Origin of the sequence: Pseudomonas sp. KD5 (genome assembly GCF_012932895.1) — a bacterium.
GTDB lineage: Bacteria > Pseudomonadota > Gammaproteobacteria > Pseudomonadales > Pseudomonadaceae > Aquipseudomonas.
In genome coordinates, this window is record NZ_JDWJ01000011.1 from 230,981 (window position 1) to 255,987 (window position 25,007).

Here is a 25,007-nt window from a genome sequence, read left to right on the forward strand (position 1 = left end):
ATCGTATATTCCCCAAGGTAGCCCTTTAATGTCCTTCGCTGAGCAACTAACCCGCCTGCAAGTCTTCCTCGACGCCGACGAGCTGCATGACGAGGCGCTGGACTACGTGGCCGCCCACGGCTACCTCACCGCGCTGTCGATCTGTTCCGAAAGCGTTCCCGACCGCGAATGGATCGATGCGCTGTTCGCCGAAGAACCGCATTACGCCGACGACACCGAGCGTGAAGCGATCGAATCCACCCTGGTGCTGCTCAAGGCTCACATCGCCCGCCAACTGGCGTCCGACGAAGAGTTCGAGCTGCCATGCGACCTCGACCTGGGTGATGACCCAGACGATTCCGACCTGCGTGGCTGGTGCATCGGCTTCATGGAAGGCGTGTTCCTGCGCGAAGCCGCCTGGTTCGAAACCGCCGAAGACGAAGTCAGTGAAATGCTGCTGCCGATCATGGTCGGTTCGGGTCTGTTCGACGAACAGCCTGAGTTCTCCGACATCGCGGCCGACGCCAACCTGATGGACGACATGATCGTGCAAATCCCGGAAGCCCTGACCGCGCTGTACTTGCTGTGCAACGCGCCAGACGAAAAACCGGCGATCCTCAAGCCACGTCACCACTAAGGTTTTGCCTATGGACAAACCCATAGGCAACCGCCCCCTGATGTTGCGCTACGTGCTGCTGGCCATCGGCTGGCTGAGCGTAGTGCTGGGGGTGATCGGGATTTTCCTGCCGGTGCTGCCCACCACACCGTTCCTGCTGTTGGCGGCAGCCTGCTTCGCCCGCAGTTCGCCGCGTTTCTATCACTGGCTGGTTGAACATCCACGGCTTGGCCCCTGGATTCGCGACTATCTGGACGGCAACGGCATTCCGCTCAAGGGCAAGGTCTACACCATCGGGTTGATGTGGGCGAGCATCCTGTTCTCCTGCTACCTGGTGCCCCTGCCGTGGGCGCGCGGGTTCATGCTGACCAGTGCGGTGCTGGTGACGGTTTATATCCTCAAACAGAAAACCCTGCATAAGCCCTGATCCCCTCTGTGGCTCGAGGGCTTTTGTGGCGAGGGGGCTTGCCCCCGTTCGGCTGCGCAGCAGTCGTCAATGCGGCGTGTCGGAGAAGGTTGGGTTGCAGGTTTTGGGGCTGCTTCGCAACCCAACGGGGGCAAGCCCCCTCGCCACGGAAAACAACCCACCGACATCCTTTCGTCCGACGACCTGCCCTCCCTCGCCGTAAACACCACCTAGACTTCAGGCATCTGCACCCGAGCAGCCAGACATGTCCCGCGGTCCGCGTAGTCCAGGATGGTCAACGCTCCGACTTCGGTTCGGCGGATGGCTGTTGCTGGCGAGTTTTCTGCTGGCCGGGTTGGGCAGTGTCTGGGCCGACTGGGATTTTGCGCAGGTTCTGCAAACGGCCGAAAAACGCTACGGCCCCCTTGGCCCGGCACAGGGACGGATCGAGGCCTGGAGCCAAATGCTGCAAAGCGAACGCAACCAGCCTGAGCGTGAACAACTGAACGCGGTCAATCACTTCTTCAATCAGCAACTGAGTTTTCAGGATGACACGCGCATCTGGCATCAGACCGATTACTGGGCCACGCCCGTGGAATCCTTGATCAAAGCCGCAGGCGACTGCGAAGACTACGCCCTGGCGAAATACTTCAGCCTGCGTCACCTCGGGATTCCCAGCGAAAAACTGCGCATCACCTACGTCAAGGCCCTGACCCAGAACCAGGCGCACATGGTGTTGACCTTCTACAGCAGCCCCACGGCCGATCCGCTGGTGCTGGACAACCTGATCGACGAGATCCGCCCCGCCTCCCAACGCAAAGACTTGCTGCCGGTGTACGCCTTCAACGCCGAAGGTCTGTACTTGCCGGGGGCCAATGGCGGTAAACGCAGCAGCGACTCAAAAAAACTGTCGCGCTGGCAAGACGTATTGAAAAAGATGCAAATCGAAGGGTTCGCCGTGGGCGAAGGCTAGCCGCCACTGCAAGGAGTGTTTTCATGTCACTGCGCAAACAGTTGTTCCTCGCCATTTGCCTGTTCTTGCTGGTGGCCTTCAGCGGCAGTTTTTTTGTCAGCCTGGAAAGCTCCCGTGAACAGATGCTCAGTCAGTTGCGCTCCCACGCCCAGGATGCTGCGACGGCGCTGGGCCTGTCGTTGACCGCGCAGATCGACGACCCGGCGATGATCGAATTGATGGTCAGCTCGATTTTCGACAGTGGCTATTTCAGCAGCATCCGGGTCATCAACATCGAGAATGAACAAGTGCTGGTGGAGCGCAGCGTACCAGCGCAAATCGAGGGTGTTCCGGGCTGGTTCGTCAGCCTGGTGAACCTGCGCCCACAAGGCGGCGATGCGCTGGTCACGCGTGGCTGGGACCAGGCAGCCCGGGTCGAAGTGCTGAGCAACCCACAGTTCGCCCTGGCCAAACTCTGGGACAGCTCCCTCGGCAGCCTGATCTGGCTGCTGATTTGCGGACTGCTCAGCGCCGTGTTTGGTGGCTGGCTGTTGCGCCGGCAGCTGCGGCCGCTCGACAACATGGTCAAACAGGCGGAAGCCATCAGCAAACGCGAGTTCCGCAGTTTGCCGAAACTGCCGCGCACGCCGGAGCTCAAACGCGTGGTGCTGGCCATGAACCAGATGGTCGAAAAACTCAAAGCGCTGTTCGCCGAAGAGGCCGCGCGCAGCGAAAAACTGCGCTCCGAATCCTATCAGGACAACCTCACGGGCCTGGCCAACCGGCGTTTGCTGGATGAACAACTGGCCGACCAATTACTGGATTCCGAGCAAAGCCGCGACGGTCATTTGCTGATGCTGCGGATCAACGACCTGATCGGTCTCAATCAACGCCTGGGTGGCCAACGCACCGATGCCCTGATCAGCGCCGTCGGCGAGTTGCTCAAACGCCTGACGCAACCTGCGGAACGTCGCACCTGGCTCGCGGCGCGCAATCGCGGTGGCGAATTCAGCTTGCTGACGCCGGGCCTGGACAGTAAGGATGCCGCGCGACTGGCCTCCGAAATCAGCGCCACCCTGGAAAACCTGCGCCTGACCGGTGCCAGCGACTGCATGCCGGTGGCGCACCTGGGCATCGTCGCCTACCACCCCGGCGAACCGGCAAATGATGTGCTGCTGCGACTGGATCAGGCGCTGACCCAGGCTCGGCAACATCCCGAGCGGCCGTGGATATACCAAGCCCAGGTCGATACTGCGCCGAATCACTCTCAGCATGATTGGCGCAACTGGATCGACGACGCGCTGACCGAAGGCAAGATGCAGTTGTATTTCCAACCGGTGGTGCAATGCGCCGACACCAGTCAGGTGCTGCACCACAAAGTCCTCGCGCGCCTGCTCGACCCGCAAGGCGAGGCCGTTGCCGCCGGGCATTTCCTGCCGTGGATCGAACGCCTCGGCTGGTCGGCGCGGTTCGATCTGGCGATGCTCGAAACCACCCTCGAATACCTCGCCGCCAACCGCTGGCCGCTCGCGCTGAGCCTGTCCGGCAGCACCCTGCGCGACCAGACCCAGCTGAAACTGATCTGCGACATACTCGAATCATTGCCGGAACTGGCGCCTCTGCTGACCCTGGAAATCGACGAACGCCAACTGCCGCCCCCCGAAGAACTGCAACGCCTGAGCCACAGCCTGCTCAACACCGGTTACCGCATCGGTCTGCAGCATTTCGGCGGCAGCTTCAGCCAGATCGGCAACCTGACGCAGCTGGGGTTGGCGTACTTGAAAATCGATGGGGCGTACATTCGGGGCATCGATGAGCAGAGTGACAAGCGGTTGTTTATCGATGCGATATACCGGGCGACCAACAGCATCGATTTGCCATTGATTGCGGAGATGGTCGAGACCAAAGGGGAACTGGAGGTGATTCGGGAGTTGGGGTTGTTTGGGGTGATGGGGCGGTTGATCGGGCCACCGGAGCCGATGTAGTTTTGCAGCGCTTTATGTCCATGGTGTTCACCTGTTTTCATTCACAGTAGAATCCGCGCCATATATGTTCCAAGGTACCCGTTGTGCGTACTGCGAAGCAGACATTATTCAATCCGGGCGTAAGCACCTCGAACACTTTCAACAGCGAGACAGATTTCCTCAAGGTACGTTCGATTGGAATAATCTGTTCGGATCATGCAACCGAGAAGACACCTGCGGTAAGTTCAAGGACAGGTGCAGCCTCTATGACCCTGTTGTTCTGCTCAAACCCGACGAGGACAACCCTGACGACTATTTCATCTTTGTCAGCGATGGCACCATCACGCCACGGGCAGACTTGGATCATCAGCACCGTCACCGAGCGATAGAAACCCTTCGCATCTTCAATCTCGATGCAGAAAACGGTGCCCTTCGCGAAATAAGGCGCGAGGCCGTTCGTGGTTACCTGGAAACCGCAGAAACACTTCATGAGATGTTTCAGGACGATCCGGCAAGTGAGGAACTGCAGTTATTCCTTGAAGAAGAAATCCTGGGAACCGCCCACCTGCCCTTTGCCACAGCAATCAGACACACATTGTCTTGGAGCCTCTGAGGAAAAAAGGGAACGCATCAATTTGTCGATGCATCCGGCGTGATCAATAAACGGAGATGTTTAATCTGACACCTCCAGATACTCCTTAAGGATACGCATTCTCGTAATACCTGTGTATGCGGTTTGCCAGACCAACCGTGATTGCGGCTATTTGGGGCCACTTCGCAGCCCTGCGGGAAAGGTGAACGCACTGACTGGCCTCTGACTCAGTTGCAACCGAAAACGGCCCTTCAAAGGCCGTTTTTTTGCGCCTTGCGAAAACCCTGAAAAGCCATCGCACATGACCGTTCGTCGCAAACCCACCGTCACCTGTCAGATCTGACAGTAGCCGGTTTTCTTCTTTCGCGGTGTGATGGGGCTCGCTCCCGAAATGGCTCGGGCACAACGCGCCAGGAGAACAAGATGAGCATCAACGTCAATTCAGCACAGGCCAGCGACGGACTTTTGTTGGTGCCCATGTTCATCCCGGGGTGGAGAACACCCGTGCAACCGGCGGGGCTCGCCCACGGCGGCATACCCTTGTCCATTTATCAGGCGCCTAATGGCCTGGCACTGGTGATTGATCCCCCCACGATGCTGAAAACTTTTACGCTGGATGCATTCGACACCGTGGAGGTGTGGGTCAACGGCAAAGCCACTTCCGTGAGCAAGGTCATCCTGCCGGGAGAAGAGCAACTGCGCATTCTCCTGTACCTGCCGCTGGGGAGGCTGGTGAACGGCATCAATCAGCTGTTTTACCGGGTCACCCGGCCCAGCGGGAATTTTGAGGACTCGACCCCGGTGCTGGATGTGCTGTATCACGACCCGGCACCCGGTAACCCCGCGCCGGCCGGTATCACCATCGTCTTTCCACCCAACATCGTCGCCAACGGCGTCGGTCCTGCAGATGCAGCGACGGGGGTATTGGCCACCTTCATCATCAGCTTCGCGCGGCCATATGATGAGATTCGCCTGGACGTGGGCACCTGGAGCACCACGATTAAAGTCACTGACCCTGCCAAGGCGATCACACTGACCCTGACCGCCGCTGATTTCCAGCAGATCGGCGACAACGCCAAGATGCCGGTCAAGTGCACAGTGACCGACCAGTTGGGCAACGGTAACCAGTCGGCGACAACCTATCTGGACATCCACGCCAACCGTCTCGATCTGCTGGCCCCGACCGTCAAGGGGCAGACAGGCAACAACCTCAATCCGACCCTGCAGGACGTTGTGACGGTAGTGCCGCTCGGCTCGCTGCTGCCCACCGACAAGGTGACCGTGAGCTGGCAAGGCGCGACCGGCACGCCGGCTGCGGGTTCCTTCACCAGCCCGCAACGCCTGGTCAGCGCCGGGCGGGAGTTTGTCGTACCGCGCTCGGTGCTGGCCTATAGCTTGGGCAAAACCGTGACCGTCACTTACGTCATCGAACGCAACGGCATAACCTCCACCTCATTACCCTTGTCGCTGAACATTCTGCCGTTGCCGAAGACGGCGTTGATCCCGCCGAAGATTGTCGAGGTCGATGCCAACAATGTGCTTGACCTGATGGCACTGGGCACCAAAGACGCGACCCTCCACGGATTGCTCTGGACGCTGATCGAAGCGGGTCAGCAAGTGCGGATGAGGCTGGAGGGGAAAAAAGCGGACGGCACGGCGCACAACCTGCAAGTCTGGAGTGGCGGAACCTCAAAGGTCAACGCCACGTGGGTCAGCCAGGGCTTCTGGCCATATACATTGGCCAACAGCTACCTCAAGCTGCTCGGGCACGGTTCTACATTGACAATCAAGTTCAAGGCGTCTCTGGATAAGAGCAATGTCGAGGCAACGGCGGTGGTGTTTCCGGACCGTACCTACACCATTAAGTCGGTGGAGCTGGTTGTTCCGACCTTGAGCAACGTAACGGATGCCGGCAACAAGGAAGTTCCGGAGGGTGGGCTGACCGCCAGTATCACCCTGAAGCTCAAGGGCACAGCCAGCAAGGGGCAGCCCGTCGAGATCTTCGACGGCAGTGGCCCGAGCGCGGTGTCCAAGGGCACGGCGACCGCCAACGCGACAACGGGGATCTGGGAACACACGATTACCGTGCCGGAGGGCGGTCGCCGCTTGTATGCCCAGTCGCGGTATCACCCCACCCCCGTTTACTCCAACGTGCGCAACCTGACGGTGGTGGCTGTGATTGTGCCGACGCTGGTCAATGTGCTGGACGCCAACAACGTCGAAGTGCCGGAGGGCACCAGCACCATCAAAACCACATTGAAACTCAAGGGCAAGGCGAGCAACGGCCAGCAGGTTGAAATCTTCGACGGCAGTGGCTCGAGTGCAGTGTCCAAGGGCACGGCGACCGCCCACGCGACCACGGGAATCTGGGAGCACACGATCACCGTCGCGCAGGGTGGCCACCGCTTGTACGCCAAATCGCTGTATCACCCCACCGCGACTTACTCCAACGTGCGCAACCTGACGGTGGTGGCCACCAAACCAAGCATCACCGCACTGACGGATTCCAAAGGTCCGGTCGCCCATAACGGAACGACTTACGACACCGAGGTCACGGTGACCGTCGCTGCCGATCCGAACCAGAGTATCCAACTCTACGATGGAGCCAAGGCCATCGGGGCGCCTATTCCACTTGATAGCAAAGGGAGTGGGACTACGAAGTTATCGGCTCTGGAGCAGAAGGTTTTTTCCCTCACCGCCAGAGCCGTTTATGGCAATCAGCTGGAATCCCCCGCGCGCATCTTTACACGCAAAGCCCATCTGGCAGTGACCCTGACGTCGGTCAAGCATTCGCGAGGAGAGCTGGGCGAGGGACAGAGTACCGCCAGTGCCTCTGTCACACTGGAAGGATCGGTGACACCTTTTTATAGCGTGCAGATCCATCACAACAACAGTGCCAAGAATATCGTGCAGAGCAACGCAAGTGGCTTCTGGACTACCCCCCTGCCCATCGTCACTGGCCTAAACAGGGTATACGCCACAGCAGTAGCGACCGGGTTGAATTCCAACTCACGGAGTTTCACCAGAGTAGTGCCATCCACGTCTGAAAATTTCGATCAATACTCAACGAGACACGTTTCGCCAGGTCTAAACATCCCACTAAACAGCATGACTATTTACCATTTAGGGGGCACCGGCTTTATCGGGATAGCTCCACTGGCTGACTTATTCACTGGTCCCTATCCTCAGATACCGGGTAAAAGTTATGGGCAGACTCTGGAGATGCATTGGAAAGGCCTTGGCACGTCACAACATATGCGTATTCGATTCAATTGGGGCTATTCCAGCGTCAGTTTTTTTGTCAGGTTCGCACAAACCCGTAATCTATGGATCAGATTTTTAGACATAAATAACAACACGATCCATCAACACACGCTCCCACTTAATTTCGATGCACAACTTGTTAGTTACTCGCATCCCAGTATCGATATTTGGGGTGTAGAAGTCCAAACATCGGAAATGGATTTAGTTTCTATTGATTATTTCAATATGACTTACAGATAATTTATAGGATGGAATATTACTCCAACAAAACGGCCTTTCCCGGCCGATTTGGGCAACGTTCAACCGCCAACCAACAGTTTGTCGGACGAAAAGGGGCGTATCTGGGCACGCCATTATTTATCAGCCCTGCCTCTCTTAAGCCTGAATGAGAAATAAACAGCGATGTTTAAAAAACATCTCAAGACACTCACTCAGGCTACACATCCTTGCGCCGCTGCCTACGACTGCGCCAGAATCCGCCGGCTTGTGCGCTTTGAGGTCGGGCTCTATCGTTTCCCTGCCACTGCTCATCAGTGGTCGGGTTTCGCAGCCTGGATCAATCAAGGCGCATAGCGCCACCGTTCCCTTTCAGTTGGCGCTTTTTTCGTCTACTGGATGGCGTTATGGCGGCTGTGCGCGGGAGATCTTAGGGTCTGCCGGGTTCCTTGATTCCCGGTCTGCGAACCTGCGTACAGCTGCCACCTCCCTTCGTTTCGCAGCGAACCGTGGCGGCTCCACTAATCAAGGAGCATCACAATGTTCAAAGCCACACCCAATCCCCCTGAAACCGACGACGTTTCCCCCTACGAAACCCCGGACTCCAAAAAACTCAACGAAGCCGCCGAGCGCGCCCTCGATTACTACCTCAAACCGTCCGCCCATAAGCCCCCGCGCAAACCGAGCACGATTTACACCGTCGCCCCGGACATCAACATCGAAGAACTGCTGGCCAACGCCTGCGAATCCTTTGCCTCGGCCAAGGTGATCGCCAGTGACTGCGCCGGGTTTCTGGAGGGGCCGCAGCGCAATACGATACTGGGCGTCGCGCAGCTCATCATGTTCGGGGAGCTGGCGGTGAATCGGGCGCTGGATAGTCTGGAACTGAAGGCTGACCCGGCCCTATGACCTGATCCCTGTGGCGAGGGGGCTTGCCCCCGTTGGGCTGCGAAGCGGCCCCCAAAACCTGCAATCACTGTCTGTCTGGCAAACTGCATGTACAGGTTTTACGACTGCTGCGCAGCCGAACGGGGGCAAGCCCCCTCGCCACATGAGGTGTATCCGGGCACAGGGCCGGTAGATAAGTCCTCAAACAACAAAAAACCCGCCATCCCCTTTCACCGGGAATGGCGGGTTTTGTCGTTTCAGATCACACCGTATCCACTTTCAACGAATGGTCATTCAACATGCCGTTGATAATGGTCGCGGTATCGTGACCGCCGGCAATCACACCATTCGCTCCGGGGGTGACGCCGTAATGGCTGGCCAAATTCACCCCCGCCAAGTCAATGGTCTGGCTCGGCGTGGCGCCGGCCATGGTGCTGACGTCGATGCTGGTGACCAGTGAGGCGCCGCTGCCGGTGACTTTGAAGTGCAGGTAGTCATCCAGCGATGCCGCGGTGCCGTTTTCCCCTTGCAACAGTTGCGACAGGTCGAGTTTGTCGGTTCCCGGTGTGAAGTCGGTGATGACATCGTGGCCGCTGTTGCCTTTAAGCCACTGGAAGGTGTCGGCGCCGCTGCCGCCGGTGAGGGTGTTGTCGCCCAGGCCGCCGATCAGGAAGTCGTCGCCGCCCCCGCCGTTGAGCACATCGTTACCCAGACCGCCGTTGATGATGTTGCCGTTGTTGTCGCCCGTGAGGCTGTCGTTGAAGTTCGAGCCCGTGAGGTTTTCGATGCCGGTCAGGGTGTCGGTGCCTGCGCCAGAGGTGTTTTGCGCGGTGAGCAGGCTGAGGTCGACAGTGACGCCGGCGGTGGCATGGGCGTAGCTCGCGGTGTCGTTACCGGTGCCGCCGTCGAGCAAATCGTTGCCCGGTCCGCTGAACAGCAGATCGTTACCGGCGCCGCCGTGCATCTCGTTATTGCCTGAGCCTGCGGTGAGCACGTCGTTGCCGTCACCCGCATTGATAATGTTGTTGCCGGTGCCTGCGATCAACACGTCATCGCCCGAGGTGCCGGTCAGTGTATGGCCGGCCTGATAGGTGATGTCGACTGCCGCGCTGTCGTTGCCACCGTGGTTGTCGCTGGCGGTGTAGGTGCCGTGGAAGTCTGGCGCGGAGTCCTGGGCTCCGGCGTAGTTGACCGTCATGGTCAGTTGATAGTTTTCCGCCCCCTTCCCGCTGTTGCCAGGTCCCCCGTCGTCGATGTTGGTGATGTGGATCTGGTACGTGCCATCCGCCGAGGCGGTGATGGTCTGGCCATCGGCGAGGGCCGTGTAAGCACCGCCGTTGACCGAGTATTCCATGGTGACGTGGCCGACCGCCAGGTTGTGGTCCAGGTTGAGGGTTTCACCCTGTTTGAGGTTGACGGTGATGCGGTCCTCATCGTTGGTATTGTTGGCGCTGACCGCCCCCAATGCCCCGCTGACCACCAGCATGGCGGTCATGGCGGCAGCGTTGGCGACGAATGCGCTGCGGGCGATGGTCACGGCCTGGACATTATTGCCGGTGAAACTGAAGCTCGAGTTGGTGCCGGTGAAGTCCGCCCCCTTGGCCGTCCAACCCGTGTTGAAGGTAGTCGGCGATGCCGTGAGCGCATCACCGTTGGGGTCGGTGTCGTTGGCCAATAGCAGCTCGGCCGGCACCCCGATACTGCCCGACAGCACGTTGGTGATGATGTGATCATCGACCGCCACCGGTGGCGAATTCGGAATCACGTTGACTGTCAGGGTCGAACTGGTGAGATCGCCATCGTTATCGCTGGCGGTGAAGCCGATGTTTTCGGTGATCTGCACGGCCGTGGTTTTCTGCGAGGTGTAGGTGTACTCGCCGGTGTCGAGGTTCACCAGCAGCGTGCCGCTGTTGTTGGTGGCGATGCTCAGGGTGTTGTCGACGGTGTTGAAGGTGCCGTGGTTGGCGCCGCCGCTGAAGTTCAGCGAACCCTGATTGCTGTTGGCTTTCGGGTCGTAGGTATAGGTGGTGCCGTCGACCGTGAGGGTTTTGATGAAACCGCCATCGGCGCCGAATGTACCGCCCTCGCCCAGCAGCGAACCGGTGACCGGCGCGCCTTGCACGGTGCCAGAGAGGACCGAGTTGAGTTGATTGAGGTCGGTCACCACCACGGCGTTGGTGTCGGTGTGCGGGCTGCCGTCATAGGCCACGGGATCGAGGCTGGCGTTATTGACGCCGCTGCCCAGGCCGATGGCGTAGTTCTTGATGCCATTGGCGTCGAGGAAGGCTTTGAGCGCAGTCTCGTCCGCAGTGCCGATGTCGCCTTCGTTGGGTTTGCCATCGGAGAAGAAGTAGCCGACGTTCTGCGCCCCGGTGAGTTTGCCCGCAGTGTCGAACGCGCTTTCCATGGTCGCCACGGCCGCGTCGTAGTTGGTGCCGCCACCTGCCGTCAGCGTAGCGATGATCGACTTGGCCGTCGCCACATCGACCCAGATCGACGTCTGGTCGGTGGCGCTGCTGCTGAAGGTAACGATCTGCACCTTCACGTCGCCCAGGTTGTCGTACTTGTCGAGCAGCTCGCTAATCGCTTGCTTGGCCAGATCCAGCCGCGACAAGCCCGACACGCCGGAAGGGTCATCCATGCTGCCGGACACATCAATCACCAGCATCAGGTTGGAGTCGATCTGCACGGCTGGCACAGAACGGTCCGAGGCGACGGCGTGAGGCACGTCATCGACGATGTTGACCACAAGGGTGCCGGTGGTGCTATTGCCGATGGCATCGGTGGCTTGGTAGGTGAAGCTTTCGTTCAAGGTGTTCGCGCCATCGTTGGCGTTCGGCAACGTTTTCGGCGCCGAAGTCAGCGTATAGGTGTAGGAACCGTCGGGATTGAGCAGGATCTGCCCGTAGGTGCCGGTGGCGCTGCCGACCAGGGTGTAAGTGATCGCGCCAGTGCCGCCAGTGACCGAGCCTGCCAGCGTACCGGAGCCGGTTTCACCGGTGTTGCCGGGCTCGCTGCCGGTGACGCTGCCCGCCGCCAGGTCCTGGCCGTCCTTGGTCAGATCCAACGCTTTTTCGTAGACGGTCACATCGGTATCGGTGGCGGCTACGAGGCAGTTGTTGGAGACGTCAACAGTGATCGTGGCAGTGCTTTCATCGCCGTCGGCATCGCGCACGGTGTAGGTGAAGGTGTCGGTGGCGCCGGCTTCGCCGACCGAATTCGGGTTGCTGTGGTACACCGCATTGCCACTGGCATCCAGGATCAGGTAGCCGTAAGCGCCGTTGATTTGCGTGTTCAAGCCACCGATGGCCGAGGTCGAGGTGTCGCTGCCGGCGCGCACGCCGACCACTGCCCCACCCAAGGCCGGGCCGTCAGCACCGAGCACATCGTTGTCCAGCACATTGCCGCTGACCGTGCCGCCCTCCACCACCGAAACCGAATCGCAATGGGCCGTCGGCACGTCATCGACAATGTTGATCACGATGGTGCTGGTGACGCTGTTGCCCACAGAGTCGGTGGCCTGGTAGGTGAAGCTCTCGCTCAGGGTGTTCGGTCCGTCGTTGGCGTGCGGCGTGGTGGTGGGTGCCGAGGTCAGGGTGTAGGTGTAGGAGCCGTCCGGGTTGAGCAGGATTTGCCCATAGGTGCCGGTGGCGCTGCCGACCAGGGCGTAAGTGATTGCACCCGTGGCGCCAGTGATTGAACCGACTAATGTGCCGGAGGCGGTTTCACCGGTGTTGTCAGGCTCGCTGCCGATGACAGTGCCCGCCGCGAGGTCCTGGCCGTCCTTGGTCAGATCCAACGCCTTTTCGTAGACGGTCACGTCGTTATCGGGGGCCACCACGAGCGAACAGTTGGAGATGTCGATGGTAATGGTCGTGGTGCTTTCATCGCCGTCGCCATCGCGCACGGTGTAGGTGAACACGTCCGTGGCGCCCGGTTCACCGACCGAGTTCGGGTTGCTGTGGTACACGGCGTTGCCGTTGGCATCCAGGGTCAGGTAGCCGTAGGTGCCGTTGATGTGCGTGCTCAAGCCACCGATAGCCGAAGTCGAGGTATCGCCGCCGGCGCGCACGCCGACCACCGCGCCACCCAAGGCCGGGCCGTCAGCACCGAGCACATCATTGCCCAACACATTGCCGCTGACCGTGCCGCCTTCCGCCACTGAGACGACATCGGCATGAGCGGTTGGCACGTCATCGACGATGTTGATCACGATGGTGCCGGTAACGCTGTTGCCCAGAGAATCGTTGGCCTGATAGGTGAAGCTTTCGCTCAGGGTGTTCGGCCCGTCGTTGGCGTGAGGTGTAGTCGCGGGAGGCGAGGTCAGGGTGTAGGTGTAGCTGCCGTCCGGGTTGAGCAGGATTTGCCCGTAGGTTCCGTTGGCGCTGCCGACCAGGCTGTACGTGATGGTGTCGCTGGTGCCGGTGACTGAACCCACCAGCGTGCCGGAGGCGGTTTCGCCGGTGTTGCCAGGTTCGCTGCCGATGACCGTGCCCGCCGCCAGGTCCTGCCCGTCCTTGGTCAGGTCCAGCGCTTTTTCACTAACCGTCACATCGGTGTCAGTGGCAGCTACGAGGGTGCAGTTGGCCACATCGATGGTAATGGTGGTGGTGCTTTCATCGCCGTCGGCATCGCGCACGGTGTAAGTGAACACGTCGGTAGCACCAGGGCCGTTCACGGCATTTGGATTGCTGTGATAGACCGCATCGCCGTTGGCATCCAGGGTCAGGTAGCCATAGGTGCCGTTGATTTGACTGTTCAAGCCACCGATGGCTGAAGTCGAGGTGTCGCTGCCGGCGCGTACGCCGACCACCGCGCCACCGAGTGCCGGCCCGTCGGCGCCGCCGATATCGTTGCCCAGCACGTTCCCCGAGACCGTCGCGCCTTCGGCCACTGAGGCGTGATCAGGATTGGCGGTGGGCAAGTCATCGACGATGTTGACGTTGATCTGGCCCAACGCCGTGCTGCCGTCGACGTCAATGGCGACAACGTTGAGGTTCTCGGTGATGCTGTTGGTGCCGTTGGCGTTCGGGTGGGTTTCGTTATCCACCAGGGTGTAGCTGTAGCTGACCACGCCGGTCGCACTGTCGTAACCGGTGACGGTCAGCGTGCTGCCAAGCGGAGTGACGATCGACTGCGGGAAGCCTGCGGCCACGCCACCGGTGACCACCGCGATGCCGCCCACCGTCAGGGTTTGCAAACCGTCGAGCGCGGTGACGGTGAAGGTGCCGCTCTGGGTCAGCGCCGGTGTGTTGGGGCTGCTGCCATCGCTGAGGTTTTTTTCGTAGACGGTCAGTTCGCCGCCGTTGACGTTCAGGCCATCGAGCGTCACCAGGTCGTCGTTGTTATGGATGTTCAGCACCAGCGTCGCGGTGCTGGTATCGCCATCGGAATCGGTAAGGGTGTAGACGAAATTTTCGGTGCCGTTGCCACCGCCGTGCAGGGCTTTGAAGTCGGCATCACTGGTGTTCAGGGTGTAGGTGTACGTGCCGTTGGCGTTCAACACCAAGGTGCCGAACGTCCCGGTGAGAGTACCGCCGATGATCGGCCCGCTGTCGGGGCCGGTGGCAATGCGGTCGGCGCCCTGGACGTCGTTGGGCAGCACGCTGCCGGTCAGGGTCAGCAGGGTTTCCGATGCCGTATTGGCGTTGCTGTCGTCCTCGGCATGAGGCAGGTCATCGATGATGTTCACATCGAGGCTGCCATTGGCGGTGGTGCCGTTGTCGTCCACCACGGTGACCGCAAACTGTTCGGAGAGACTGTTGGCGCCGTTGGCATTCGGATGGGTTTCGTTATCCACCAGGGTGTAGCTGTAGCTGACCACGCCGGTCGCGCTGTCGTAGCCAGTAATGGTTAGCGTACTGCCCAGCGGCGTGACGATTGATTGCGGGAAACCCGCCGATACACCGCCAACCACCACATTGATTCCGCCGACGCTGAGGGTTTGCACGCCATCCAGCGCAGTAATGGTGAAGGTGCCGCTCTGGGTCAGCGCCGATGCATCAGGGTTGCTGCCGTCGCTGAGGTTTTTCTCATTGACGGTCAGCTCGCCGCCTTCGGCATTCAGGCCATTGAGCGTCACCAGGTCGTCGTTGTTATGGATGTTCAGCACCAGCGTCGCGGTGCTGGTATCGCCATCGGCATCGGTAAGGGTGTAGACGAAATTTTCGGTGCCGTTGCCACCGCCGTGCAAGGCTTTGAAATCGGTATCACTGGTGTTCAGGGTGTAGGTGTAGGTGCCGTTGGCATTGAGTACCAAGGTGCCGAACGTCCCGGTGAAAGTACCGCCGATGATCGGCCCGCTGTCGGGGCCGGTCGGAATGCGGTCGGCGCCCTGGACGTCATTGGGCAGCACGCTGCCGGTCAGGGTCAGCAGGGTTTCCGACGCGGTATGGGCATTGCTGTCGTCGATGGCCTTGGGCACATCGTCGGTGATATTGACGTCCAGCGAACCAGTCGCGGTATCGCCGTTGCTGTCGTTCGCAACCACAGTGAATTGTTCACTGAGATTGTTGGTGCCGTCACCGGCGGAATGGGTTTCGTTGCCGACCAGGGTGTAGCTGTAACTGACCACGCCGGTGGCCGGGTTGTAGCCGGTGATCGTCAGGGTGTTGCCCAGTTGAGTGGTGATCGACTGAGGAAAACCGATGGGCACCCCGCCACTGATCACGCTGATCCCGCCGATGCTCAGGCTGCTCAGCCCGTCGGGCGCAGACACCGTGAACGTGCTGTGCTGAGTCAATGCCCCCGGGTTGCTGGCCGACCCGTCCGCCAGGTTGGCTTCATTGAGGGTCAGTTCACCGCCCGCCACCGACAGGCCGGTGAGGAAGACCGGGTGATTCGGCACGTTCGCGGCAAACGGCGTAACGATGCCTTTATCGCCGTTGTCCGGTGCAGCGTCCCGGCGTTCCAGGGGAAATTCGGGAATACCGTTGAAGCCCGCGGTGGGGAAACCAATCGTGGGATCGACCCGCCCGCCCACTTCCTCCAACAGCACAAAACTGTGGCCACCACCCAGCGCACCACCGGGCGCGCCCGTTGCACCCGGTCCGGCGGCGGTGGCCTCAGCGGTCTGGGTCGGGTCGGCACCGGCGGCAATGGCTTTTTGCAGTTGCTCGACATCGGTCAGTTGCGCCTGGCTCGGCGTCACCGCATCGGCTGTCTCCACATGCGGCACCTGGTGCGCCAGCAACTGGGCATTCATTTGCAGGCTGCTGTCACGCCCCAGGGTCAGCTCCTGGCCATTTTGCAAATGCACCGCCACCGCCCCTTCGGCCCCGGTGACCAACTGCTCGCCGGCAAACAGCCGATCGCCCTCGATCAGTGCCCGTCGAGTGCCATCACCCGCCACTGCATACACCTGACCGATGACCTTACTGACGATACCGATGAGCGTTGCCATGTGCATTCCTCCGCTGCCAACTGCTGTCGGCATCCTGTTTGCGCGAAGAAACGTGCTCATGGTTCAAGCAGGTTGCCCGAGACCCGTGTACCGGAAAGCGTTTACCTGAAGTAAACCGCTGCCTCCCGACACTCTCGCCAGGCGTGTCGCTTGCGAGGGGGGTGTCTTGGGATCGGGATAAAACCCTCTGCAATCAATGGCATCGGGACCCATTTCCAAAACGACCGGCCTGCAAACGCATGCGTAACGGTTTTGAATCACTCGAGCGACAAAAAAATGTCGCCTCTAAACCGTCTCGCTCTCCTCCCCTCCAGCACTTCTTCGCCCTATGTCGAAAAGTGAATGGAACTTTCCAAAACCCTGTTGATGCTCCAGAAGGCCAATAAAACAAAGGCTTTCGCATTGAACAATGTGCTGGATTTTTCAGGCCGCATAAGTTTTTTTTGGCATAGCCCTTATGAAAAATTTTTCTTAGCTACGCTTCAGGATGTTCTTAGCTCTGTTGTTACAGGCATGAAACGGTTTCATCTAAAAATATCGTCAAAAAAATGGCGACCGCTAAGCACCATCAGGAATCAGGGAGATGCACCCATGCGCGTTTTAACCCCCCTTTGCAGTGCGATTCTGCTGGCCATGGCCTGCGCTTCTCAGGCTCAGGCGATGTCATTGACCGAGGCGATCCAGAGCACCATTGCGACCCACCCGGAACTGGCGTCTCGGGTCGATGCCCGGCTCTCGGCCGACGAGCAGATTAAAGTCGCTAAAGGGGGCTTTTATCCATCGGTGGATTTGAACGCCGCCTACGGGCGCGGCTACAGCGATAACACCACCACCCGGTCGCGGGGCAATCACAACACCGAAATCCTCACCTACACCCAGTCGGAACTGCGCCTGCGGCAAATGCTGTTTGATGGTTTCAACACCGCCAACGAGGTCGCGCGCACCAAAGGCGTGTCCAACTCGCGGGCCTATTACGCTCAAGGCACCGCCCAGGACCTGGCCCTGCGCACCATCGAGGTGTACCTCGAAGTGCTCAAGCGCCGCGAACTGGTGACCCTGGCCAAGAACAATCTGCAAGCGCACATGCGGGTCAACGATCAGATCGGCCTGCGTACCCAGCGTGGGATCGGCAGCAACGCCGACGCCGACCAGTCCACCGCTCGCCGGGCACTGGCGCAAAACAACCTCGACACCGCCGAGGTCGATCTGGCCGATGCCGAAGCGAATTTCTACAGCGTTGTGGGGCGCATGCCCGATGAACTCGAAACACCGCCGTCGACCCGCGGCGAACTGCCCGCCACCCTGCCTGAAGCCCAGCAGAGCATGGTGGAAAACAACCCGTACCTGAAATCCGCCCAGGCTGACATCCAATCGGCCGAAAGCCAGTACGAAGTCGCCAAGTCGCCGTTCTACCCACGCTTCGACGCCGAAGCAGCGGTGGGCGCCAATAACAATGTGCAGGGCGATCAAGGCCACGACAACGAATGGCGAGTGGGCGTGGTGATGAACTACAACCTGTTCCGTGGCGGCAGCGACAAGGCCCGGCTGGCCTCCGATGCGCATCAGATCAACCAGGCGATGGACATCCGCAACAACGCATTGCGCCAGCTCAACGAGAACATCCACCTGGCCTGGAACGCCATGCAAAACGCCAAGAAACAAACCCCGACCGCCCGTGAATATGCCGAAACCACCACCCGTGTACGGGCGGCGTATCAGGATCAGTTCGGTCTCGGCCAACGGACTCTGCTCGACTTGCTCGACAGTGAAAACGAGCTCTACAACGCCAACCGCCGCTACACCGAAGTGCGCTACACCGAGGAGTTCTCGATGTACCGGGTGCTGGCGAACATGGGTCAGTTGCTGAGCAAGCAACGGGTGGTGCTGCCCGCCGATGCGATCGCCGCCACCGAAGTGAAAAACGAAGCACGCTTGCCTGAACTCAAATGAAGTAACGCCGTGTAGGAGCGATCAATGTGACCAGCATGGAAACCGGCAACACGGGTGTCGATCCGCGTCTGAGCTTCGATGATCCGCTTCTGGACGGCCTTTTGATTCTTTGCAAACTTCATGGCGCGACGGTCAGTCGCGCCAGCCTGAGTGCCGGGCTGCCAATGGCACACCAACGCTTGAGCCTGGACCTGCTGCCCCGCGCAGCGGCCCGGGCCAGTTTGCAGGCGCGGGTGCTGCGCCGTGAACTGAAGGATATTTCCGCGCTCAACCTGCCGGTGATGCTGATCCTCAACCATGGCCGCTGCGCGGTCTTGCGCCGTTGGGGCGACGATGGTCAGGCGCTGATTCTGCCCAGCGAAGCCGACGGCGGAGAACAATGGGTCAGCACGGACGAGCTGGCCACCAACTACAGCGGCCAGGCCTTGTTCGCGCGCCCACGGCATGAACTCGAAGACTTGCGCGCGCCGCTGGTGCCGCGGGTCGAGGCGTGGTTTCGCGACACGCTGAAGCTGTCGAAATGGCTGTACAGCGATGCGATTCTGGCGAGTTTCCTGATCAACCTGCTGGGCCTGATGGTGCCGCTGTTCGTGATGCAGACCTACGACCGAGTGGTGCCGAACCAGGCCACTTCAACCTTGTGGGTGCTGTCGATCGGCTTGCTGATCGGCACCGGTTTTGAACTGGTGCTGCGGGTGGTTCGTGCACACTTGCTGGACACTGCCGGGAAGAAAACCGACGTGATTCTTTCGGCGACCCTGTTCGAACGCATCACCGGCATGGCGATGAAAGCGCGCCCCGCAACCATCGGTGGTTTCGCCCAGAGCATTCATGACTTTCAGGGCCTGCGGGAGTTTCTCACCGCCGTCACGCTGACCAGCCTGATCGACATGCCCTTCGCTGTGCTGATGCTGGTGGTGATCGGCCTGCTCGGCGGCTGGCTGGTGGTGATTCCACTGCTGGCCTTCCCCATCACGATTATCTTCGCCATGGTGATTCAGGCGCGCCTGCGCGACACCGTGCAGAAGAGTTTGAGCCTCGGTGCCGAGCGCCAGGCCCTGCTGATCGAAACCCTCGGCGGCCTGGAAACCCTCAAGGCCTGCAGCGCTGAAAGCGAGCGCCAGCACAAATGGGAAAGCACCCACGGCGCCCTCACCCGCCTCGACAGCCATGCGCGCAACCTCTCCGCGCTGGCCACCAACGGCACGCTGTTCATTCAGCAGTTCTCTGGCATGGCGACCATCGTCGCCGGGGTCTACAGCATCATCGCCGGCAACCTCAGCGTCGGTGCGCTGGTGGCAAGCTACATGCTCGGCAGCCGCGTGCTCGCGCCACTGGGGCAGATCGCCGGGCTGATCACCCGTTACCAGCAAGCGCAACTGACCATGAAAAGCACCGATTCGCTGATGTCGTTGCCGCAAGAGCGCGACGCCAGGCAGCGGCCGCTGGAGCGCACGCAACTGCAAGGCGCCCTGGACGTCAGCGGCGTAACGTTCCACTACAACGGCCAGAGCGCGCCGGCCCTGGCCAACGTCAGCTTCAGCATGAAGCCGGGCGAACGGATCGGCATCATCGGTCGCAGCGGTTCGGGCAAAAGCACGCTGGCGCGGTTGGTGATGGGTTTCTACGCACCGGAAGAAGGCCAGTTGCTGCTCGATGGCCTGGACCTGCGGCAACTGGACGTCGCCGACCTGCGTCAACAGATCGGCTACGTCGCTCACGACCTGCCCCTGCTGGCCGGCAGCCTGCGCGACAACCTGACCCTCGGTGCACGCTACATCAGCGATGCCCGGATGCTTGAAGTCGCTGAGTTGACCGGCGTGACTGAACTGGCGCGTCAGCATCCGCAAGGGTTTGATCGGCCAGTGGGCGAGCGCGGTCAATTGCTGTCGGGTGGGCAACGGCAAGCGGTGTTGCTGGCGCGGGCCTTGTTGCTCGATCCGCCAATCATGCTGCTCGACGAACCCACCAGCGCCATGGACAACAGCAGCGAAGACCTTCTACGGCAGAAACTCCACGGCTGGGTCCAGGGCAAAACCGTGCTACTGGTCACCCACCGTACCTCGATGCTCAGCCTGGTGGATCGGTTGGTGGTGCTGGACAACGGGCGGATCGTCGCCGACGGCCCGAAAGAAGCGGTGATCGATGCATTGCGCAAGGGCCGTGTCGGCTCTGCGACGGTTTAGGAGCGCCCACTCGATGCCAATAGATACCTGTGGCGAGGGGGCTTGCCCCCGTCGGGTCGCGAAGCGGCCCCAAAGCCATTCACCCCGTTGTATCAGACAGATCGAGCTGGCAGGTTTACGACTGCTTCGCAGCCGAACGGGGGCAAGCCCCCTCGCCACAGGAGCTCCCTCGCCACAAGTTTGTGATCGGCCTTATTTCTCTTAACTGACGGGTATCGCCTCATGTCTGCTCAAACACCGGATTCAGCGGCCCGAAGCTACTTCGGCAGTTTCAGCAAAAGTGCCGAGAGCGAGTTCATACCGGAAACCGCCGGCGCCTCGTTGCAGGATTCACCGCGCTGGTCGCGGATCACCGTGTGGCTGGCGGCGGCGCTGCTGATCAGCGCGCTGGTCTGGGCCAAATTCGCCGTGTTACAGGAAGTCACCATGGGCGAAGGCAAGGCGATTCCGTCGAGCAAGATTCAGGTGATCCAGAACCTGGAAGGCGGCATCGTCACCGAGATTTTCGTGCGCGAAGGGCAAATGGTGAACAAGGGCGACACCTTGCTGCGCCTGGATGACACGCGATTCCTGTCGAACAAGGGCGAAAGCGAAGCGGACCGCTATGCCTTGATCGCGCAGGTCGAACGATTGTCTGCCGAAGCGGAAGGCCGGCCGTTCAAGCTGTCCCCGGAAGTCATCGCCAAGGCGCCGCAAGTGGCCGAGGACGAACGCTCGCTGTACGAACAACGCCAGCGCCGACTGGCCAGCGAACAGCGCACCTTGACCGAACAACTTCGGCAAAAAACCCAGGAGCTGGCGGAGTTCCGTTCCAAACAGGGGCAGTTCAGTTCCAGCCTGGCGCTGCTGCAACAAGAGATGAACATGTCGGCGCCGCTGGTGGGCACCGGGGCGGTGTCGCCGGTGGAAATCCTGCGGCTCAAACGCAGCGCGGTGGAAATCCGCGGCTCGTTGAACGCCACGACCCTGGCAATTCCCCGGGCGGAATCGGCGATCAACGAGATCAAAAGCAAGATCGACGAGTCCGAACAATCCTTCCGCTCGGACGCGGCGAAGGAGCTGAATGAAAAACGCACCGACCTGTCGAAAATCACCGCCACGAGCATTGCCATCGACGACCGTGTAACGCGCACCACCGTGGTGTCACCGGTTCACGGCATCATCAAAGTGCTGAAGGTTAATACCATCGGCGGCGTGGTCCAGCCGGGCAGCGACATGGTGGAAATCGTGCCCGTGGAGGACAACCTGCTGATCGAAGCCAAGGTCCGCCCTCAAGACGTGGCGTTCCTGCACCCGGGCCAAAAAGCCATGGTCAAGTTCAGCGCTTATGACTACACGATTTATGGTGGGTTGAGTGCCAGGCTTGAGTTGATCGGGGCGGACACCATCACCGATGACAAGGGCAACAGCTTTTATCTGATTCAGGTCAGGACCGACAAGAATCACTTGGGCGGGGATGTGAAACCGCTGCTGATCATTCCGGGGATGGTGGCGACGGTGGACATTATTACCGGGGAGAAAAGCGTGCTGGATTACCTGCTTAAACCGGTGTTGAAGGCACGGACCGAGGCGATGCGCGAAAGGTAGGTCTGACTCAATCCTGTGGCGAGGGGGCTTGTCGGAACGCCGCATCGCCCCGTTGGGTCGCGAAGCGGCCCCAAAAACCATTCAACCCGGTTGTAACAGGTAAACCACGTTAGTCGGTTTTACGACTGCTTCGCAGCCGAACGGGGCGATGCGGCGTTCCGACAAGCCCCCTCGCCACAGGGAATCATTGCCCGTGATTCTTCTGATAGGTCTCCTCCCCCATCGCCGCAATCTGCCCCTCGATCAACGCCTCGAACGGTTTTAATAACAGCTCGAAACTGCTCGGTGCTTCGAGGGTCTGCAACGCCTGCACAATCGCCTCTACCGTCGACAACGCCCCAGGCCCAGGTGCCTTGCGCAAGCGATAACGCGACACCCCGCCCTCGGCCAAGGTCACTCTGGGCAACGCCGCCAGCAATGGATTGAGGTGCAGCATCTTGCGCGCCTTGCGCCACGTGCCGTCCGGGACTACCAGCAACAACGGTTCATCATTGGCGGTATAAGTCCGCATCGGCTGAGCATCTTCACCGGGAAACAACAGCCGCGCCTGATAACCCGGCTGATTCAACAACGCCGGCAAATCCTCGAACACCTCGCCCACGATCAACTCGGCATTCTTGAGTCCCAACGCTGCCAATCGTGCGGTGTTCAATGCATGGTTCACTTCACTCGGATGCTGCAACAGCAACACCCGCGTGCGGCTATCCAGGCTTGGGATCAGCGGGCACAGGCAGTGAGTTTGCGGACGCAAGCAGCGCGGGCACTGGATTCTGGACATTTTCTTAAGCCTGATTGAGCTGTGCTTTGAGCAAATCACGGAAGGTCTGGATCAGCGGCTCGCGGCTGCGGCCACGGCGCACGATCATCGAGAATGGCGCCTGATAACCGAACGTCGCCGGCAACAGCACACGCAAATCCCCCTTGTCGGCCCAGGCCTGGGCGTAGTGCTCCGGCAGGTAACCGATGTAGGCGCCAGACAGCACCAGAATCAATTGGGCCTCCATACTTTCCACGGTCGCCGCGCTGTGCTTGAAACCATGACGCGCCAGTTCGGCCTGGCTCCAATAGCCTCGACCGACCATGCGTTGCTGGGTGATGACCTGCTCCGGGATGCGCCGCTCGTTGAACAGCGGATGACGACTGCTGCAATACAACCAGTGTTGCTCGCGGTAGAGCGGCATGTAGACCAGACCGCTCATGCGCGTGGAAAAGGCACCGATGGCCAGGTCGAGGCGGTTGTCCTGCACGCCGAGTTGCAGTTCGTAGGGGCTCATGACCGACAGGTGCAAATGCACCGCCGGGTGTTCCTGGCTGTAGGCGCCGATAGCTTCGGCGAATGGCAAGGCCTTGTCGCTGACGGTGGAGTCGATCACCCCCAGGTTCAACGTGCCACGCAGTTCGCCTTTGAGGGCGGCGGCGTATTGTTCGAAACCTTCGAGTTCGGCCAACAGACGCAGGGTTTCCTGATGGAACAGCTCGCCCTTGCTGGTCAGGCTGAAACCACCGCGACCTCGATGGCAGAGCACCAGGCCGAGCGCCGCTTCGAGCTGGCTCATATAAGTGCTGATGGCCGACGTCGAGAGATTGAGCTCGTGCTGGGCGTTGGCGAACCCCTGATGGCGGACCACGCTGACGAAGATGCGCAATAGTTTCAGGTCGGGTAAAGCGTTGGCCATGGGGGGCTCCATTGCAAGGTAGTGCATGTTGCTTTTGTGGCGAGGGGGCTTGCCCCCGTTGGGTTGCGCAGCAGCCCCAAAACCATTCACCCCGGTGCAATCAGACAGACCGAGTTGGCAGGTTTACGACTGCTGCGCAGCCGAACGGGGGCAAGCCCCCTCGCCACAGTGATCTCCCTCGCCACAAGGGTTCGGTGCATGGTGGGGAGTCTATCTTCCCGCCCGCCATTAGTTTAGAAAAATCTGAACTAAGTATTTGCCCGTAGCGATTCTTCCCGGCCACTGCATTTCGCAGAATCGGCCCACAGCGGTGCCCGTCTCTCCCCGAGCGGCTTACCTGCATAAATAAAACAACGACGATGAGGCCTTACCCGTGGACAAGATTCTTCACCAACCACTGGGCGGCAATGAAATGCCGCGCTTCGGCGGCATCGCCACCATGCTGCGACTCCCCCATTTGCCATCCGCTGCCGGCCTGGACGCTGCCTTTATCGGCATCCCGCTGGACATCGGCACGTCCCTGCGCCCCGGCACCCGCTTCGGGCCGCGTGAAATCCGCGCTGAATCGGTGATGATCCGTCCGTACAACATGGCCACCGGCGCTGCGCCGTTCGACTCGCTGTCGGTTGCCGACATCGGTGACGTGGCGATCAACACCTTCAACCTGCTGGACGCCGTGCGGATCATCGAAGAGGCCTACGACAATATCCTCGAACACGATGTGATCCCCCTGACGCTGGGCGGCGACCACACCATCACCCTGCCAATCCTGCGTGCCATTCATAAAAAGCACGGCAAAGTCGGCCTGGTGCACATCGACGCTCACGCCGACGTGAACGATCACATGTTCGGCGAGAAAATCGCCCACGGCACCACCTTCCGTCGCGCAGTAGAAGAAGGCCTTCTGGATTGCGACCGCGTAGTGCAAATTGGCCTGCGGGCTCAGGGCTACACCGCTGATGACTTCAACTGGAGCCGCAATCAAGGCTTCCGTGTGGTTCAGGCCGAAGAGTGCTGGCACAAATCCCTGGCGCCGCTGATGGCTGAAGTTCGCGAGAAAGTCGGCGACGGTCCGGTGTACCTGAGTTTCGATATCGACGGCATCGATCCGGCCTGGGCACCTGGCACCGGCACCCCGGAAATCGGCGGTCTGACGACCATTCAGGCGATTGAAATCGTGCGCGGCTGCCAAGGCCTCGACCTGGTCGGCTGCGATTTGGTAGAAGTCTCGCCAGCGTACGACACCACCGGCAACACCTCGCTGCTGGGCGCTAACCTGTTGTACGAAATGCTCTGCGTACTGCCAGGCGTGGTCCATCGCTGAGGATC

At 60.2% G+C, this 25,007-nt stretch carries 14 protein-coding genes; 11 read left to right on the plus strand and 3 right to left on the minus strand.

The features are described 5' to 3' along the window. The first annotated feature begins 28 nt into the window (after window positions 1-28). The 7 genes from AF70_RS23805 to AF70_RS23835 all read left to right on the plus strand — a co-directional run bounded on the left by AF70_RS23805 (window position 29) and on the right by AF70_RS23835 (window position 8,898). A complete protein-coding gene (locus AF70_RS23805; RefSeq protein ID WP_007938492.1) occupies window positions 29-616 on the plus strand; it encodes a YecA family protein in 588 nt (195 codons plus the stop codon). 10 nt (window positions 617-626) lie between these two features. Beyond that, window positions 627-1,022 (plus strand): YbaN family protein, encoded by a 396-nt coding sequence (locus AF70_RS23810; protein ID WP_019579522.1) that lies wholly within the window; start codon window positions 627-629, stop codon window positions 1,020-1,022. Window positions 1,023-1,266: 244 nt separating this feature from the next. Continuing rightward, entirely contained in the window at window positions 1,267-1,974 is a 708-nt protein-coding gene (lapG, locus tag AF70_RS23815; RefSeq protein ID WP_026331721.1) for a cysteine protease LapG, read from the plus strand. A 23-nt stretch (window positions 1,975-1,997) separates the two neighbouring features. Then, window positions 1,998-3,938 (plus strand): cyclic di-GMP receptor LapD, encoded by a 1,941-nt coding sequence (lapD, locus tag AF70_RS23820; RefSeq protein ID WP_028939959.1) that lies wholly within the window; start codon window positions 1,998-2,000, stop codon window positions 3,936-3,938. Window positions 3,939-4,002: 64 nt separating this feature from the next. Next, window positions 4,003-4,530 (plus strand): retron system putative HNH endonuclease, encoded by a 528-nt coding sequence (locus AF70_RS23825; RefSeq protein WP_081791056.1) that lies wholly within the window; start codon window positions 4,003-4,005, stop codon window positions 4,528-4,530. A 402-nt stretch (window positions 4,531-4,932) separates the two neighbouring features. Continuing rightward, window positions 4,933-8,013: a hypothetical protein gene (locus tag AF70_RS29620; protein ID WP_050438302.1), complete on the plus strand. Its 3,081-nt coding sequence runs from the start codon at window positions 4,933-4,935 to the stop codon at window positions 8,011-8,013. Between the two features lie 516 nt (window positions 8,014-8,529). Continuing rightward, on the plus strand, window positions 8,530-8,898 hold the full coding sequence (locus AF70_RS23835; RefSeq protein ID WP_028939957.1) for a DUF6124 family protein: 369 nt from the start codon (window positions 8,530-8,532) through the stop codon (window positions 8,896-8,898). 241 nt (window positions 8,899-9,139) lie between these two features. Here the strand turns inward: AF70_RS23835 and AF70_RS23840 are convergent, their stop codons facing one another. After that, window positions 9,140-16,279, minus strand: coding sequence for a retention module-containing protein (locus AF70_RS23840; protein WP_028939956.1), 7,140 nt, complete (start codon window positions 16,277-16,279; stop codon window positions 9,140-9,142). Window positions 16,280-16,870: 591 nt separating this feature from the next. Here AF70_RS23840 and AF70_RS23845 point away from each other — a divergent pair. From AF70_RS23845 to AF70_RS23855, 3 genes are all read left to right on the plus strand, one after another. Then, on the plus strand, window positions 16,871-18,229 hold the full coding sequence (locus tag AF70_RS23845) for a TolC family outer membrane protein (RefSeq protein ID WP_019580761.1): 1,359 nt from the start codon (window positions 16,871-16,873) through the stop codon (window positions 18,227-18,229). A 26-nt stretch (window positions 18,230-18,255) separates the two neighbouring features. Next, window positions 18,256-20,415 (plus strand): type I secretion system permease/ATPase, encoded by a 2,160-nt coding sequence (locus AF70_RS23850; protein WP_028939955.1) that lies wholly within the window; start codon window positions 18,256-18,258, stop codon window positions 20,413-20,415. 222 nt (window positions 20,416-20,637) lie between these two features. After that, the gene (locus tag AF70_RS23855) at window positions 20,638-22,002 is read left to right on the plus strand and encodes an HlyD family type I secretion periplasmic adaptor subunit (RefSeq protein ID WP_028939954.1); all 1,365 of its coding nucleotides are present in this window, start codon (window positions 20,638-20,640) and stop codon (window positions 22,000-22,002) included. Between the two features lie 184 nt (window positions 22,003-22,186). On the opposite strand, the gene AF70_RS23860 is transcribed toward AF70_RS23855, so the two are convergent. Both AF70_RS23860 and AF70_RS23865 read right to left on the minus strand, forming a co-directional pair. Beyond that, window positions 22,187-22,780 (minus strand): tRNA-uridine aminocarboxypropyltransferase, encoded by a 594-nt coding sequence (locus tag AF70_RS23860; RefSeq protein WP_028939953.1) that lies wholly within the window; start codon window positions 22,778-22,780, stop codon window positions 22,187-22,189. 4 nt (window positions 22,781-22,784) lie between these two features. Further along, window positions 22,785-23,678 (minus strand): LysR family transcriptional regulator, encoded by an 894-nt coding sequence (locus AF70_RS23865; RefSeq protein WP_007938472.1) that lies wholly within the window; start codon window positions 23,676-23,678, stop codon window positions 22,785-22,787. A gap of 373 nt (window positions 23,679-24,051) precedes the next feature. Between AF70_RS23865 and speB the strand changes: the two genes are divergently transcribed. Continuing rightward, entirely contained in the window at window positions 24,052-25,002 is a 951-nt protein-coding gene (gene speB / locus AF70_RS23870) for an agmatinase (protein ID WP_007942156.1), read from the plus strand. The last annotated feature ends 5 nt before the right edge of the window (window positions 25,003-25,007 follow it).